The sequence below is a fragment of the Paraburkholderia sp. PGU19 genome, from assembly GCF_013426915.1.
In the GTDB taxonomy this organism is placed as follows: domain Bacteria; phylum Pseudomonadota; class Gammaproteobacteria; order Burkholderiales; family Burkholderiaceae; genus Paraburkholderia.
Map to the genome: position 1 here is coordinate 3,355,240 of NZ_AP023179.1, position 15,314 is coordinate 3,370,553.

General features: G+C 63.6%; 12 protein-coding genes. 1 reads left to right on the forward strand and 11 read right to left on the reverse strand.

The features are described from left to right. Positions 1-68: 68 nt before the first annotated feature. Positions 69-2,882: a preprotein translocase subunit SecA gene (gene secA / locus H1204_RS15245; protein ID WP_180728964.1), complete on the reverse strand. Its 2,814-nt coding sequence runs from the start codon at positions 2,880-2,882 to the stop codon at positions 69-71. A 312-nt stretch (positions 2,883-3,194) separates the two neighbouring features. Here secA and H1204_RS15250 point away from each other — a divergent pair, with 312 nt between their 5' ends. Further along, positions 3,195-3,698, forward strand: a complete 504-nt coding sequence (locus H1204_RS15250) for a DciA family protein (RefSeq protein WP_180728965.1) — start codon at positions 3,195-3,197, stop codon at positions 3,696-3,698. A 91-nt stretch (positions 3,699-3,789) separates the two neighbouring features. Here the strand turns inward: H1204_RS15250 and lpxC are convergent, their stop codons facing one another. The 10 genes from lpxC to murD form a co-directional block, all read right to left on the reverse strand. After that, positions 3,790-4,707 carry a UDP-3-O-acyl-N-acetylglucosamine deacetylase gene (lpxC, locus tag H1204_RS15255; protein WP_036002462.1) on the reverse strand — a complete coding sequence of 306 codons (918 nt, stop codon included), beginning with the start codon at positions 4,705-4,707 and terminating at the stop codon, positions 3,790-3,792. A gap of 270 nt (positions 4,708-4,977) precedes the next feature. Then, positions 4,978-5,487: a peroxiredoxin gene (locus H1204_RS15260; RefSeq protein WP_180728966.1), complete on the reverse strand. Its 510-nt coding sequence runs from the start codon at positions 5,485-5,487 to the stop codon at positions 4,978-4,980. A gap of 239 nt (positions 5,488-5,726) precedes the next feature. Beyond that, a complete protein-coding gene (ftsZ, locus tag H1204_RS15265) occupies positions 5,727-6,920 on the reverse strand; it encodes a cell division protein FtsZ (protein WP_180728967.1) in 1,194 nt (397 codons plus the stop codon). 122 nt (positions 6,921-7,042) lie between these two features. Next, positions 7,043-8,275, reverse strand: coding sequence for a cell division protein FtsA (gene ftsA / locus H1204_RS15270; RefSeq protein WP_028371745.1), 1,233 nt, complete (start codon positions 8,273-8,275; stop codon positions 7,043-7,045). Between the two features lie 27 nt (positions 8,276-8,302). Further along, on the reverse strand, positions 8,303-9,055 hold the full coding sequence (locus H1204_RS15275; RefSeq protein WP_180728968.1) for a cell division protein FtsQ/DivIB: 753 nt from the start codon (positions 9,053-9,055) through the stop codon (positions 8,303-8,305). A 17-nt stretch (positions 9,056-9,072) separates the two neighbouring features. Then, a complete protein-coding gene (locus tag H1204_RS15280; RefSeq protein WP_042307870.1) occupies positions 9,073-10,014 on the reverse strand; it encodes a D-alanine--D-alanine ligase in 942 nt (313 codons plus the stop codon). After that, positions 10,011-11,405 carry a UDP-N-acetylmuramate--L-alanine ligase gene (gene murC, locus H1204_RS15285; RefSeq protein WP_180728969.1) on the reverse strand — a complete coding sequence of 465 codons (1,395 nt, stop codon included), beginning with the start codon at positions 11,403-11,405 and terminating at the stop codon, positions 10,011-10,013. The genes H1204_RS15280 and murC overlap by 4 nt, the downstream gene beginning before the upstream one ends. Continuing rightward, positions 11,402-12,520 (reverse strand): undecaprenyldiphospho-muramoylpentapeptide beta-N-acetylglucosaminyltransferase, encoded by a 1,119-nt coding sequence (gene murG, locus H1204_RS15290; protein WP_180728970.1) that lies wholly within the window; start codon positions 12,518-12,520, stop codon positions 11,402-11,404. The genes murC and murG overlap by 4 nt, the downstream gene beginning before the upstream one ends. Further along, positions 12,517-13,788 (reverse strand): putative lipid II flippase FtsW, encoded by a 1,272-nt coding sequence (gene ftsW, locus H1204_RS15295; RefSeq protein WP_036002442.1) that lies wholly within the window; start codon positions 13,786-13,788, stop codon positions 12,517-12,519. The genes murG and ftsW overlap by 4 nt, the downstream gene beginning before the upstream one ends. Further along, on the reverse strand, positions 13,785-15,299 hold the full coding sequence (gene murD / locus H1204_RS15300; protein ID WP_180728971.1) for a UDP-N-acetylmuramoyl-L-alanine--D-glutamate ligase: 1,515 nt from the start codon (positions 15,297-15,299) through the stop codon (positions 13,785-13,787). Before murD ends, ftsW begins: the two co-directional genes overlap by 4 nt. Positions 15,300-15,314: the final 15 nt, after the last annotated feature.

Sequence of the window (15,314 nt, forward strand, 5' to 3'; positions counted from 1 at the left end):
ACCGCGAAATCACCAGCAATGCACGCTTCAAACGACGCGGCGCGCTTAACGCGCGCCGCCTTCGTGTGTCATGCAATCTTGCCGTGGCACTGCTTGTACTTCTTGCCGCTGCCGCACGGGCACGGATCGTTGCGCCCGACCTTCGGCACGTTGTCGCCAGACAGCGGCGCCGCCGCCCCCTGGCCGTGCGCCATCGCGTCGCCGATCATCGCGGCCGCCGCGTTCGCCGCGACGGGCGCCGCCGCCACAGCCGCGCCGCCTTCGGCGTAATCGGCGTGACGGAACTCGACGTTGTCCACCAGATGGCTGCCTTGCTCTTCCATCTGCTCAGCGGCCAGTTCCAGCTGTTCCGGCGACTGGATCTGCACATTCATCACGATGCGCGTGACTTCCAGCTTCACCGAGTCGAGCATCGCTGCGAACAGTTCAAACGCTTCGCGCTTGTACTCCTGCTTCGGGTTCTTCTGCGCATAGCCGCGCAGATGAATGCCCTGGCGCAGGTGATCGAGCGCGGCGAGGTGTTCGCGCCAGCTGCGGTCCAGCGTCTGCAGCATGACCGAGCGCTCGAACGCGCTGAACGACTCGCGGCCCACCTGCTCGACCTTCGACTCGTAAGCCTCGTCCGCTGACGCAGTCACGGCTTCGAGAATCTCGTCGGCGTTGATCGACTGCGATTCGTTGATCATTTCCTGAACGGCGAGATCGAGCTGCCAGTCGTTGCGCAGCACTTCTTCGAGTTCAGGCACATCCCATTGTTCTTCGATGCTGCCCGCCGGCACGAACTGATGGACGATGTCGCTAACCACGCCGTGACGCATCGCGCCGATGGTTTCGGTGATGTCGTGCGCTTCGAGCAACTCGTTGCGCTGCTGGTAGATCACCTTGCGCTGATCGTTCGATACGTCGTCGTATTCGAGCAGCTGCTTGCGGATATCGAAGTTGCGCGCTTCGACCTTGCGCTGCGCCGATTCGATCGAACGCGTGACGATGCCTGCTTCGATCGCCTCGCCTTCCGGCATCTTCAGGCGGTCCATGATGGCGCGCACGCGGTCGCCCGCGAAAATGCGCAGCAGCGGATCTTCCAGCGACAGATAGAAACGCGACGAGCCCGGATCGCCCTGACGGCCAGCACGGCCACGCAGCTGATTGTCGATACGGCGCGATTCGTGACGCTCGGTGCCGATGATGTGCAGACCGCCCGCGGCCTTCACCTGATCGTGCAGCGCTTGCCACTCGTCGTGCAGTTTCTGGATGCGGCCTGCCTTTTCGTCTTCGGGGATCGACAGATCGGCTTCGATGAACGCGGCCTGCTTTTCAGCATTGCCGCCCAGCACGATGTCGGTACCGCGGCCCGCCATGTTGGTGGCGATCGTGACGCGCTTCGGACGGCCTGCTTCCGCGACGATCGCTGCTTCACGCGCGTGCTGCTTCGCGTTCAGCACTTCGTGCGGCAAACCGGCCTTGTTCAGCAGTTGCGACAGCACTTCTGAATTTTCGATCGACGTCGTGCCGACCAGCACCGGCTGGCCACGCTCGTAACAGTCGCGAATGTCCCGAATCACGGCGTTGTAGCGCTCCATCGCCGTCTTGTAGATCTGGTCCTGCTTGTCGATCCGCTTCGGCGGGCGATTGGTCGGGATCACGACCGTCTCAAGCCCGTAAATCTCGTTGAATTCGTACGCTTCGGTGTCCGCCGTACCCGTCATGCCGGACAGCTTCGCGTACATGCGGAAGTAGTTCTGGAACGTGATCGAGGCGAGCGTCTGGTTCTCGCTCTGGATCTTCACGTGTTCCTTCGCTTCAACGGCCTGATGCAAGCCATCCGACCAGCGACGGCCCGCCATCAGACGGCCCGTGAATTCGTCGACGATCACCACTTCGTTGTTCTGCACGACGTAGTGCTGGTCTTTGTAGAACAGCGTGTGCGCGCGCAGCGCAGCGTACACGTGGTGCATCAGCGTAATATTCTGCGGCGCGTAGAGGCTTTCGCCCTCGCCGATCAGGCCCCACTCGGCGAGCAGACGCTCGGCCTTTTCGTGGCCCGATTCCGTCAGGAACACCTGGCGCGCCTTTTCGTCCAGCGTGTAGTCGCCCGGCTTTTCGACGCCCGTGCCGTCGGCCTTCTCTTCGCCGATCTGGCGGTCGAGCAGCGGCGGCAGCGCGTTCATGCGCACGTAGAGTTCGGTGTGGTCTTCAGCCTGGCCGGAAATGATGAGCGGCGTGCGCGCTTCGTCGATCAGGATCGAGTCCACTTCGTCGACGACCGCAAAATTCAGCGCCCGCTGCACGCGCGCATCGGTCTCGTAGACCATGTTGTCGCGCAGGTAGTCGAAGCCGAACTCGTTGTTCGTGCCGTACGTGATGTCCGCGGCGTACGCTTCCTGCTTCATGCCGTGGTCCATCTGCGACAGGTTGATGCCGACGGAAAGACCGAGGAAGTTGTAGAGGCGCGCCATCCACTCAGCGTCGCGCTGGGCCAGGTAGTCATTCACCGTGACCACGTGCACGCCGCGCCCCGAGAGCGCGTTCAGATACACGGGCAGCGTCGCGACGAGCGTCTTGCCCTCGCCCGTGCGCATTTCCGCGATCTTGCCGTAGTGCAGGACCATGCCGCCGATCAGCTGCACGTCGAAGTGCCGCATCTTCAGCACGCGCTTGCTCGCCTCGCGACAGACCGCGAACGCCTCGGGGAGCAGCTTGTCGAGCGACTCGCCGCTGCTCACGCGTTGCCGGAATTCCGTGGTTTTCGCGCGCAGTTGATCATCCGTCAATTGCTCGATCTGCGGTTCGAGCGCATTGATCGCCGTGACGGTCTTTTGATATTGCTTGACGAGCCGCTGGTTGCGGCTGCCAAAAATCTTTTGTAGAAAACCGGTGGTCATCGGATCGTGGTTGCGTCGCGGCTTCGGCGGGGGGTTGCAAGGCTGGCTTTTACACCCTTTCACCTTGTTGCAACTCGTTGTCGGAGGGGCCTCGGCGGCTTAGGTCCAAGAGTAAATTCGAATCACGGATTTTAGCACGCGCCCCCGCGTACGCCTGTGTCAGCGGCAAGAAGCCTGGCCATCCGGCCAGGGCGAAAGCGCTGCGGATGTCGGCGTCCCGTATGTCGGGAGGCGGGGGTTGCGCGCCAGTTCCGCACGGTACAATCGCGGCATCGGGCACGCGCGGGGCGCGGGCCGTCACCAGAATCCCAGATGAGCCGTTTCTCACCGTTTTCAAGGCAGTCGCTCAAGCCCGGCCCGAAGCTGGGCTCGAAGTCGTTCGGCGTGCGCAGGCCGCAGGCGGTGGTCGAGGTCCTGAACCGCACCGACGCATTCGCCGCTCTGCGCGCGGGCGTCGAGCAGGTTGCCGCGCTGGAGCGCGATCTCACCGAGTTGCTGCCCGACTATCTCGCGACGAGCGTCGAGCCCGGTTTCATCAAGGACGGCGTACTGGCGCTGTTTGCCGCCCACAACGCGCTCGCCGCGCGGCTGCGGCATCTGGAACCGCGTCTGCTGTCGGATTTGCAGCAGCGCGGCTGGCCCGTCAATGCTCTGAAGATTCGCGTGCGTCCGCAATCCGTTAAAGAGCCGCCGCGCGTCAAGCAGGCACGCATGTCGCGCGCGGGCGCGGACGCGCTGCACGAACTGAGCGAAACATTGGAACCGTCGCCGTTGCGGGAAGCGCTGGCGCGCATGGCGGCTCGTCATCGGAAATGAGTGCGCGCATCACGCGCTGAAATGAAAAAAGCGACCGTTCAGGTCGCTTTTTCGTTTCCGCCCCGGTTCTCACCGCGGCGACAGGCTGGCCTCAGGCAAACGCCGTCTGCGTGTCGTACGCGAACCCGCGCGGCGCCTTCTGCGGATCGTCGAACGTGACGATCTCGTACGAATCTTCGTGCGCCAGCAGTTCGCGCAGCAGTGCGTTGTTCAGGCCGTGGCCCGACTTGTACGCGTCATAGGCCGCGAGCAGCGGGTGACCGACCACGTACAGGTCGCCGATCGCGTCCAGCATCTTGTGCTTCACGAACTCGTCGTCGTACCGCAGACCGTCGTTGTTCAGGATGCGGTACTCGTCGAGCACGATCGCGTTGTCCATGCTGCCGCCGCGCGCCAGACCCAGCTCGCGCATCATTTCGACTTCATGCGCGAAACCGAACGTACGCGCACGGGCGATTTCACGTACATACGACGTGTTCGCGAAATCGACTTCGAGCGCCTGACCGGTCTTGTCGACAGCCGGATGGCGGAAGTCGATCGTGAACTTCAGCTTGAAGCCGAAGTACGGGTCGAGACGCGCAAACTTGTCGCCGTCGCGGATTTCGACCGGCTTGGTGACCTTGATGAACTTCTTCGCCGCGTTCTGCTCTTCGATGCCCGCCGACTGAATCAGGAACACGAAGGACGCTGCGCTGCCGTCCATGATGGGAATTTCTTCAGCGGTGACGTCGACGTAAAGGTTGTCGATCCCGAGGCCCGCACACGCGGACATCAAGTGCTCGACCGTCGACACGCGCGCGCCGTCTTTCTGCAACACCGATGCGAGCCGCGTATCGCCAATCGCCATTGCGGACGCGGGAATGTCCACCGGCGTGGGCAAATCCACGCGGCAAAACACGATACCCGTGTCCGGCGCCGCCGGGCGGAGCGTCAGGTCGACCTTCCGGCCCGAATGCAGGCCGATGCCAACCGTCTTGACGATTTGTTTGATGGTGCGCTGCTTCAACATGGTGGTCTTCTATTCGATTGAAAATCCCAATCAGGATTTTTTAATTCATAGCACGAATTATACTCCAATCGTTTCCGGAGCGTCGTTGCGCTGGCGTTTCAATCTGTTTCTCTAGATTACCTAATCGGGAAGCGTGACGGGCCGATGCCCGGAACGGAGGCGTTTCCGGACATCGGCCCGCGTTACGGCCTGTCACAACAGCGTCACGAAAAGCGTTGCCGCAGCGCAACAAACCACCCTGCGCGGCTGCGACGAAGCTTCAAGGCCGTGTCATGCCTGGCTCAGCGTCGCGAGAATACTGGCCGCATCGCTCACTTCGAACTTGCCGGGTGCCTCGACGTGCAGCGTCTTGACCACGCCGTCGTCGACCACCATCGCGTAGCGCTGGGAACGGATTCCCATGCCGCGCGCCGACAAATCCTGCTCCAGACCGAGGGCTCGGGTGAAAGCCGCGCTACCGTCCGCCATCATGCGCACCTTGCCCGAGGCGTGCTGATCGCGTGCCCACGCGCCCATCACGAACGCGTCGTTGACGGATACGCACCAGATCTCGTCGATACCAGCAGCACGCAACTTTTCTGCCTGCTCGACATAGCCCGGCACGTGCTTCGCCGAACAGGTGGGCGTGAACGCGCCCGGCAATCCGAAGATCACCACGCGCTTGCCCGCCGTCTGTTCGCGCACGTCGAAGCTGTTCGGCCCGATCGTGCAGCCCTCGCGTTCGTCTTCGATCAATTCGTAAACGGTCGCCTGGGGAAGCTTTTCACCTACCTGAATCATGCTCGTTCCTTCGCATCGATGCGGAGCACGCTCGCACGGTCTCGTGCCGCAGTGGAGTATTCATCCGGCGACAGTGACCCGATCCGCTTCACAACCGCGAAGAGGGCACTTGTCCATGCCGCGCGTGCAATCCAACGCGGCCTTTTTGCCGTTCCACCCGCCACGCTCGTGCAGTTCTGCTGCGCGTAATCAACCATCAAGCAAGATTACGCCGCAGAAAGCCCGCTCCTGCGTGAACCTCAGTCCGCCTGCTTGCGCAGGAAGGCCGGGATGTCGTACGTGTCGACGCCCTTTTCCTGCAGCGCCTGCACGTGCGAAGCAGCCGTGTCACGCGAGGTGCGCCACACTGCCGGCGTATCCAGCGAACCGTAGTCCGCCGTCGCTGCGTGATGCGGCGTGTACGCATGTTGCATTGCGCCCACCGGCTGGTTGTCCGTGCCCGTGCGCAGCAGCGTCATCGGTGCCTGCTGTTGCTTCTTCGCCTGACGGCCCAGACCCGTTGCCACCACCGTCACGCGCAGCGCATCGCCCATTGCGTCGTCGTACACCGCGCCGAAAATCACGGTCGCGTCATCGGCAGCATAGCTCTTAATCGTGTTCATCACTTCGCGCGTTTCCGACAGACGCAGCGAACGGCTCGACGTGATGTTCACCAGCACGCCACGCGCACCCGACAGATCGACACCTTCCAGCAGCGGGCTCGCAACGGCCTGTTCCGCCGCGAGACGCGCGCGATCGACGCCGGCCACCGTCGCCGTGCCCATCATCGCCTTGCCCTGCTCGCCCATCACCGTCTTCACGTCTTCGAAGTCGACGTTCACCAGACCGTCGACGTTGATGATTTCCGCGATGCCGGCAACTGCGTTGTTGAGCACGTCGTCAGCGCACTGGAAGCACTTGTCCATCTCGGCGTCATCGCCCATCACCTCGAACAGCTTGTCGTTCAGGACGACGATCAGCGAGTCGACGTGATCCTCCAGTTGCTGCGAACCGGCTTCAGCGACGCGCATGCGCTTGCCGCCTTCGAACTCGAAAGGCTTGCTGACGACACCGACCGTCAGAATGCCCATTTCCTTGGCGATCTGCGCGACCACGGGTGCTGCGCCCGTGCCCGTGCCGCCGCCCATGCCTGCCGTGATGAACACCATGTGCGCGCCACGCAGTGCATCCGCGATGCGCTCACGTGCTTCTTCTGCTGCCGAGCGGCCCATTTCCGGCTTTGCGCCTGCGCCCAGACCCGTATTGCCCAACTGGATGACATTCGGCGCGCGCGAGCGCGACAGCGCCTGTGCGTCCGTGTTCATCACGATGAAGTCGACGCCTTGCACGCCGCGATTGATCATGTGCGTAACCGCGTTGCCACCCGCACCACCGACGCCCACCACCTTGATGATGGTGCCGTTGGTTTCCGTTTCCAGCATCTGGAATTCCATGTTGCCTCCGTCAAGAAAAAAAGAACCACTTCCTCGGCCGTTATTCGGCAGGAGATCGGGCAACCTCCTGTCGCGCGCCAGCCGCCGGCACCGGCGCGAATTTCCTTTACTTCGAATTCTTTTTAGAAATTGCCGAGGAACCAGTCCTTCATCCTCGTGAACACCTGACCCATCGATCCCGACTGCACCGCGACCTTGCGACCGCGCATGCGTTGCGAGCGTCCTTCGACGAGCAGACCCATTGCCGTCGAATAACGCGGATTGCGCACCACGTCTGCGAGACCGCCTGCATACTCCGGCACGCCGATACGGACCGGCTTCAGGAAAATGTCTTCACCCAGTTCGACCATGCCCGGCATCATCGACGCGCCGCCCGTCAGCACGACGCCCGAGCTCAGCAACTCTTCGTAGCCCGACTCGCGCACCACCTGCTGCACGAGCGAAAACAGTTCTTCGACGCGCGGCTCGACCACGGCCGCCAGCGCCTGGCGCGACAGCGTGCGCGGACCGCGCTCGCCCAGACCCGGCACTTCGATCATCTCGTCGGGATCGGCGAGTGCCTGCTTCGCGATGCCATAGCTAACCTTGATGTCTTCGGCATCCGGCGTCGGCGTGCGCAGCGCCATCGCGATGTCGCTGGTGATCTGGTCGCCGGCGATGGGAATCACGGCCGTGTGACGGATCGCGCCTTCGCTGAAGATCGCGATGTCCGTCGTGCCGCCGCCGATATCGACCAGCACCACGCCCAGTTCCTTCTCGTCTTCCGTCAGCACCGCGAGCGACGACGCGAGCGGCTGCAAAATCAGATCGTTCACTTCGAGGCCGCAGCGACGCACGCACTTCACGATGTTCTGCGCCGCGCTCACCGCGCCCGTCACGATGTGCACCTTCACTTCGAGGCGGATACCGCTCATGCCGATCGGCTCGCGCACATCTTCCTGGCCGTCGATGATGAATTCCTGCGTCAGGATGTGCAGCACCTGCTGGTCGGTCGGAATGTTGATCGCCTTGGCCGTCTCGATCACACGCGCGACGTCCGTCTGCGTCACTTCCTTTTCCTTGATCGCGACCATCCCGCTCGAATTGAAGCTGCGGATATGGCTGCCAGCGATCCCGGTGAACACGTTCGTGATCTTGCAGTCGGCCATCAACTCGGCTTCTTCGAGCGCTCGTTGAATGGACTGCACCGTGGCCTCGATGTTCACCACGACGCCTTTCTTGAGCCCTTTCGATTCGCTCTGGCCGAGTCCGATCACCTCGTAATGACCTTCGCCCTTCAGCTCGGCGACGATGGCGACCACTTTCGCCGTGCCGATGTCGAGGGCTACCAGCAGATCTTTATAGTCTTTACTCATAGCGTGCTCATTGCGTGTGATGTCCTGTTACTTCTTGCCCTTGTCGGGTTCCGTAATGAAGCGCATGCCTGCTGCACGAATGGCGAAACCGTTCGGATAACGCAAGTCCGCATATTCGATGTCCTTCCCCCAACGTTGCGTCACCGCGCCCCATGCCGCGGTGAGCCGCTTGCAGCGGTCGTAGAGCGTGTCCTGATTGCGCTCGCGTCCAATTTCGACCTGCATGCCGTTCGACAGCTTCACCGTCCACGCAAAGCGTGGCGACAGCGTCACTTCATCCGGCGTTGCGCCAACGGGCGCAAACCACTTCCTGAAGTCCTGATAACGCGCGACGACTTCTTTCGCGGACCCTTCCGGGCCATCGAACGCGGGCAGTTCTTCTTCGAGCTCGCCCTGGTTCGCGGTGAACACCTCTCCGTCGGTGCTCACCAGTTGATCCGTGCCCCACGTACCAAGCGGCTTGTACTCTTCGAGCGTCACCGCAAGCGCATTCGGCCACACGCGGCGCACGCTTGCGTGACGCACCCACGGCATCTGCTCGAACGCCGTGCGCGCCGTGTCGAGATCGACGGTGAAGAAGTTGCCCTTCAATCGGCCGACCACACCCGCACGCACGGTCGGCGAGTTGATGTGCTCGGTGTCGCCGTCGATACGGATTTCGCGCAGCGTGAAGTTCGGTCGCTGGATCAGCCAGTAACCGCCTGCCGCCAGCAGCACGAGCAGCAACAACGCATGCAATGCGTTGGCGGCGAGATTGAGCTGGCGAACGTTGTTCCACATGATCCGGGGCTTCTTCCTTAATCCTTCAGCGTCAATGCAAGCACCTTCACCACCAGTTCCTGGTAGCTGATGCCGACAGCACGCGCGGCCTTCGGCGGCAGCGAGTGATCGGTCATGCCGGGCGCCGTGTTCACTTCCAGGAAATACGGATTGCCTTCGCCGTCCAGCATGAAGTCGGCGCGGCCCCAATCGGTGCAGCCGAGCACGTCGAACGCCTGGCGCGCGATCTTCTTCAGGCGCGCTTCTTCGTCGGCGGCGATGCCGCACGGAATCAGGTACTGCGTGTCGTTGGCGATGTACTTCGCGTGATAGTCGTAGAACTCGCCAGCCGGCACGATACGGATGACGGGCAGATCGAGATCGCCCGCGATGCACGCCGTGTACTCGCCGCCGCCTTCAATGCTCTTCTCGACCACGACGATCTTGTCGAACTTCACCGCTTCCTCGAGCGCGGGCACGAGCGCATCGGCCGTCTTCACCTTGATGACGGCGACGCTCGAACCTTCGCTCGCCGGCTTCACGAACAGCGGCAAACCGAGCTTCGCAACGATGTCCTTCGCGCGCGCGGCGTAGTCGTCGCCACGCAGCACGGCCTCGAACGGCGGCGTCGGCACGCCCAGTTGCTGCCACACGAGCTTCGTGCGGAACTTGTCGAGACCCAGCGCCGAGCCGAGCACGCCGCTGCCCGTATAACGGATGCCGTAGAAATCGAGCGCGCCCTGAATCTGGCCGTTCTCGCCGTAGCCGCCATGCAGCGCGTTGAACGCGCGCACGAAGCCTTCGTCCTTCAACGCCGCAAGCGGACGCTCGGAAGGATCGAACGGATGCGCGTCGACGCCCGCATCGCGCAGCCCTTGCAGCACGAGACGACCGGAGTTCAGAGACACTTCGCGCTCGGCGGACACACCGCCGAGAAGGACCGCGACCTTGCCAAAAGATTTAGGATCGATACTGCTCATTTCACACCTTCGTTTCCTGCAAGCCGACCCGGCACGCTGCCGATCGAACCTGCGCCCATCGTGATCACCACATCGCCGTCGCGCACGATTGCAGCGAGCGCGTCCGGCACTTCATCCACTGTTTCGACAAACACCGGCTCGACCTTGCCCACCACACGGATCGAACGCGTGAGCGCTCGGCCGTCCGCTGCGACGATGGGCGCTTCGCCCGCTGCGTACACTTCCGTCAGCACGAGCGCATCGACCGTCGACAGCACCTTGACGAAATCTTCGAAGCAGTCGCGCGTGCGCGTGAAGCGGTGCGGCTGGAATGCGAGCACGAGGCGCTTGTCGGGGAATGCGCCACGCGCCGCCGCAATCGTCGCGGCCATTTCGACGGGGTGATGGCCGTAATCGTCGACGAGCGTGTAGGCCCCGCCGCCCGTCACGCTCACTTCGCCGTAGCGCTGGAAACGCCGGCCGACGCCGTTGAAATCCGCGAGCGCTCGCTGGATATCGGCATCTTTCACCTCAAGTTCAGTCGCAATTGCAATTGCGGCCAACGCGTTCTGCACGTTGTGCAGGCCAGGCAGGTTCAAAACGATATCGATAGGCGCCGCGTCTTCGCGCATCGCCGTGAAATGCATCTTGCCTTCGCGTGCTTCGACATTGACGGCACGCACCTGCGCGTCGGGCGCAAAGCCGTAACGGATGATCGGCTTCGACACGAACGGGAGGATCTCCTTCACGTTCGGATCGTCGACGCACAGCACCGCAATACCGTAGAACGGCAGACGGTGCGTAAATTCAATGAACGCCTGCTTGAGCCGCGCGAAATCGTGGCCGTAGGTGTCCATGTGATCGGCGTCGATGTTCGTGATGACTTCGATCACCGGGAACAGGTTCAGGAACGACGCATCCGATTCGTCCGCTTCGGCGACGATGAAATCGCCCGTGCCGAGGCGCGCGTTCGCGCCCGCGCTGATCAACCGTCCGCCGATCACGAAGGTCGGATCGAGGCCGCCCGCCGCGAGCACGCTCGCCACCAGCGACGTCGTGGTCGTCTTGCCGTGTGTGCCGGCAATCGCGATGCCCTGCTTCAGGCGCATCAGTTCCGCGAGCATCACCGCGCGCGGCACGATGGGAATGCGGCGATGACGCGCGGCCAGCACTTCCGGGTTGTCGCTGCGCACAGCCGTCGATACGACTACCGCATTCGCGCCTTCGATGTTCTCCGCGTCGTGACCGATCGCGATGCGCGCGCCGAGCGCGGCGAGGCGCTCCGTCACCGCATTGCGCGACAGGTCCGAACCGCTCACCTGATAGCCGAGATTGACGAGCACTTCGGCGATGCCGCTCATGCCCGCGCCGCCGATCCCGACGAAGTGAATGTGTTTGACGATATGTTTCATTGCTGCTTTCCTTCCGGGCTCAGGCTCGGTGTCACGCCTGCCACCGTTGCGCAGATCTGCGCGACCTGTTCGGTGGCATCGGGTTTCGCGAGCGAGCGCGAACGCTCTGCCATGTCCGCGAGCGACGCCCGCGTCTGGCTGCGCAACCAGTCGGCGAGGTTATCCACCGACAGATCGCGTTGTTGCACGAGCAGCGCCGCGCCGTGGTCGGCGAGAAACGCTGCGTTAGTTGTCTGGTGATCGTCGACGGCGTACGGGAACGGCACGAAGAATGCCGCCACGCCCACCGCCGCGATCTCGGCGACCGTCATCGCGCCCGAACGGCAGATCACGAGATCGGCGTTCGCATAGGCGCTCGTCATGTCGTCGATGAAGGGCACGAGTTGTACGTCGTCGCCCGTCGCGATGCCGGCTGCTTCGTAGTTCGCGCGCAATGCTTCGATATGCTTCGCGCCCGCCTGATGCACGATGCGCGGTCGCTCTTGCGGTGCGAGTTGCGCCAGCGCGCGCGGCACCACTTCATTCAATGCCGCCGCGCCCAGACTGCCGCCCACCACCAGCACATTCAGCGGACCACTACGCGCCGCGTAGCGTGCTTTGGGTGCTGGCGTGCGCGCAAGTTCCTCACGAATTGGATTACCCGTCCATTGCGCATGCGGCAACGCGTCCGGAAACGCGACGAGCACGCGCTTTGCGAGCTTCGCGAGCACCTTGTTCGCGAGACCGGCGATCGAATTCTGTTCGTGCAGCACGAGCGGCGTGCCGCTCAATGCCGTCATCACACCCGCCGGGAACGTGATGTAGCCGCCCATGCCGAGCACGACATCGGGCTTCACGCGACGCAGCACCGAGAGACTCTGCATGCACGCGCGCAGCAGATTCACGGGCAGCATCAGCTTGGTCTTCATGCCCTTGCCGCGCAGGCCGCCGAACTGCACGTATTCCATCGGAATGCCGTGTTTCGGGACGAGCGTCGCTTCCATGCCTGCGGGATTGCCGAGCCACACGACACGCCAGCCCCACGCCTGCATCAGGTGCGCGACGGCCAGGCCCGGGAACACGTGTCCCCCGGTGCCTCCCGCCATCACCATCAGCGTGCGTTGTTGCATCGTCATACCTTGCCCCCGCGCATGAGGACCCGGTTCTCGTAGTCGACCCGCATCAGCACCGCAACCGCGACGCAGTTCAGCAAAATGCCCGAGCCGCCGTAGCTGACGAGCGGCAGCGTGAGACCCTTGGTCGGCAGCAGGCCGAGGTTCACGCCCATGTTGATGAAGGTCTGCGCGCCGAACCAGATGCCGACGCCCTTCGCGACCAGACCCGCAAACGTGCGGTCGAGTGCGAGCGCCTGACGGCCGATCTCGAACGAACGGCGCACGATCCAGTAGAACATCAGGATCACGACGAGCACGCCGACAAAACCGAGTTCCTCTCCGATCACGGCAAGAATGAAGTCGGTGTGTGCTTCGGGCAGGTAGTTGAGCTTCTCGACACTGCCGCCGAGTCCCACGCCAAACCATTCGCCGCGGCCGAACGCGATCAGCGAGTGCGTCAACTGATACGCCTTGCCCTGCGCGTAACGGTCGTCCCACGGATCGAGGTAAGCGAAGATCCGCTCGCGGCGCCACGGCGACGCCCACACGAGCAACGTGAATGTACCGACAGCCGTCGCCACCAGGCCGCCGAAAATCTTGCCGTTCACGCCGCCGAGGAACAGCAGACCCATCGCAATCGCCGCGATCACCATGAACGCGCCCATGTCCGGCTCGAGCAGCAGCAGCATGCCGACCACGCCAACGGCGAAGCCCATCGGCAGAAAGCCCTTGGCGAAGCTGTGCATGTACTCCTGCTTGCGCACCGTATAGTTCGCCGCGTAGATCGTCACGGCGAGCTTCATGATTTCCGACGGCTGCATGTTCGTGATGCCGAGGGGAATCCAGCGGCGCGCGCCGTTCACGCCCTTGCCGACGTGCGGAATCAGCACGATCACGAGCGCGACGAGCGCGATCAGGAAGAGCTTCGGCGCGTACTTGTCCCACGTCGAGATGGGAATGCGGAACGCGATCACGCCCGCCACCGAGCCCATCACGACAAAGATGACCTGGCGCACGAGAAACGCGTAGTCGCGATAGGACGCGTATTTCGGCGAATCCGGCATGGCGATCGATGCCGAGTACACCATCACGACGCCGAGCCCCAGCAGCGCGACGACGACCCACAGCAGCGAGTGGTCGTAGTCGAGCATCCGCGAGCGCAGGGGACGCACGCCGTTGACGGCGCTCGACAGCCCGCCCGTGCGCGACGTGCGCTCGGCTGCTGCCGCGCCACCTGCGGAGCCGCGCTGCTTGCCGAGTTGCGACCCGAAGCGTTCCGTCCAGCTCATATCATCGTCCCCCGTTCGGCAGCGATGTCTTCGACTGCGCTCTTGAACACTGCGGCGCGATGCGCGTAACCCTTGAACATGTCGAAGCTGGCGCACGCGGGCGACAGCAGGACGGCATCGCCCGGTTGCGCGACGGCGCTGGCTGCGCGCGTCGCTTCTTCGAGCGTCGCGTGATCGGTCATCGCGATGCCCGTATGCGCGAGCGCCGCGCGAATCTGCGGCGCGTCGCGGCCGATCAGCATCACCGCGCGGCACCAGCGCATCACCGGCTCCGCGAGCGGATCGAATTCCTGGCCCTTGCCGTCGCCGCCCGCGATCAGCACGACGCGCTGCGCGAGACCGTCGAGCGCGGCAACCGTCGCGCCGACGTTGGTGCCCTTGCTGTCGTCGACGTAATCCACACCGTCGATCGACGCGATCAACTCAACCCGATGCGGCTCGCCGCGATACTCCCGCAAACCGTGCAACAGCGGCGCGCCCGGCAGACCGATGGCGCGCGCGAGTGCGAACGCGGCCAGCGCGTTCGTCGCGTTGTGCAAGCCGCGGATACGCAGCGCGTCAGCGGGCATCAGGCGCTTCAGCCCGATGTTCGGCGGCGTCGTGGATTCGCTCTTGCGACGGCGCGTGGGCGCGGGCTCGTCGGTCGCGTCGCGGTCGTGCGCATCGACGAGCCAGATCATGCCGCTCTCGCGCATCAAGCCGAGGTCGCCGTCGCGCGCCGGTTCGCCTGTGCCGAACGTCACCACCTGCGCGCTGCCTGGCTGCGACGGCGCGAGCGCCATCACGCGCGCGTCGTCGCGATTGAGCACGCGCACCGTGTTCTTGCCGAAAATCTTGCCCTTCGCCGCGGCGTACGCATCGAGACCGCCGTGCCAATCCAGATGATCCTGCGTGATGTTCAGGATCACGGCGGCGTCCGGCTCGAACGTGTGCGCCGTTTCCAGCTGGAAGCTCGACAGTTCGAGCACCCACACGTCGGGCAGCGCGGTGTTGTCGATCGCTTCCGTGAGTTTGTCGAGCGCGGCCGGGCTGATGTTGCCCGCGACCGCGACCTTCTTACCCGCGCGCTCGCACAACAGGCCCGTCAGACTCGTCGTGGTGGTCTTGCCGTTCGTACCCGTGATCGCGATGACCTTCGGCGCGTAGCCGCTTTCGCCGAGCGTGCGCAACGCTTGCGCGAAGAATTCGAGTTCGCCCCACACGGGGATATCGCGTTCGCGCGCGGCGGCAATCAGCGGCACGAGATCGGCGGCGAGCGGCGACAGGCCCGGGCTGATCGCAACCAGCTCGACGCCTTCCAGCAGCACGTCCGAAAACGGCCCGCCGACGAAATCTCCGTCGATGCCATGCGCTTCGAGCGCGGACAGATTCGGCGGCACTTCGCGCGTGTCGGCAATGCGCAGGCGGCAACCATGCCGCGCGCACCAGCGCGCCATCGCGAGGCCCGATTCACCGAGCCCCAGCACGAGCACCATCGGCTTTTGCCGATCCCGAAACTTCTCGCCAAACATCGACTGCTTCCCCTT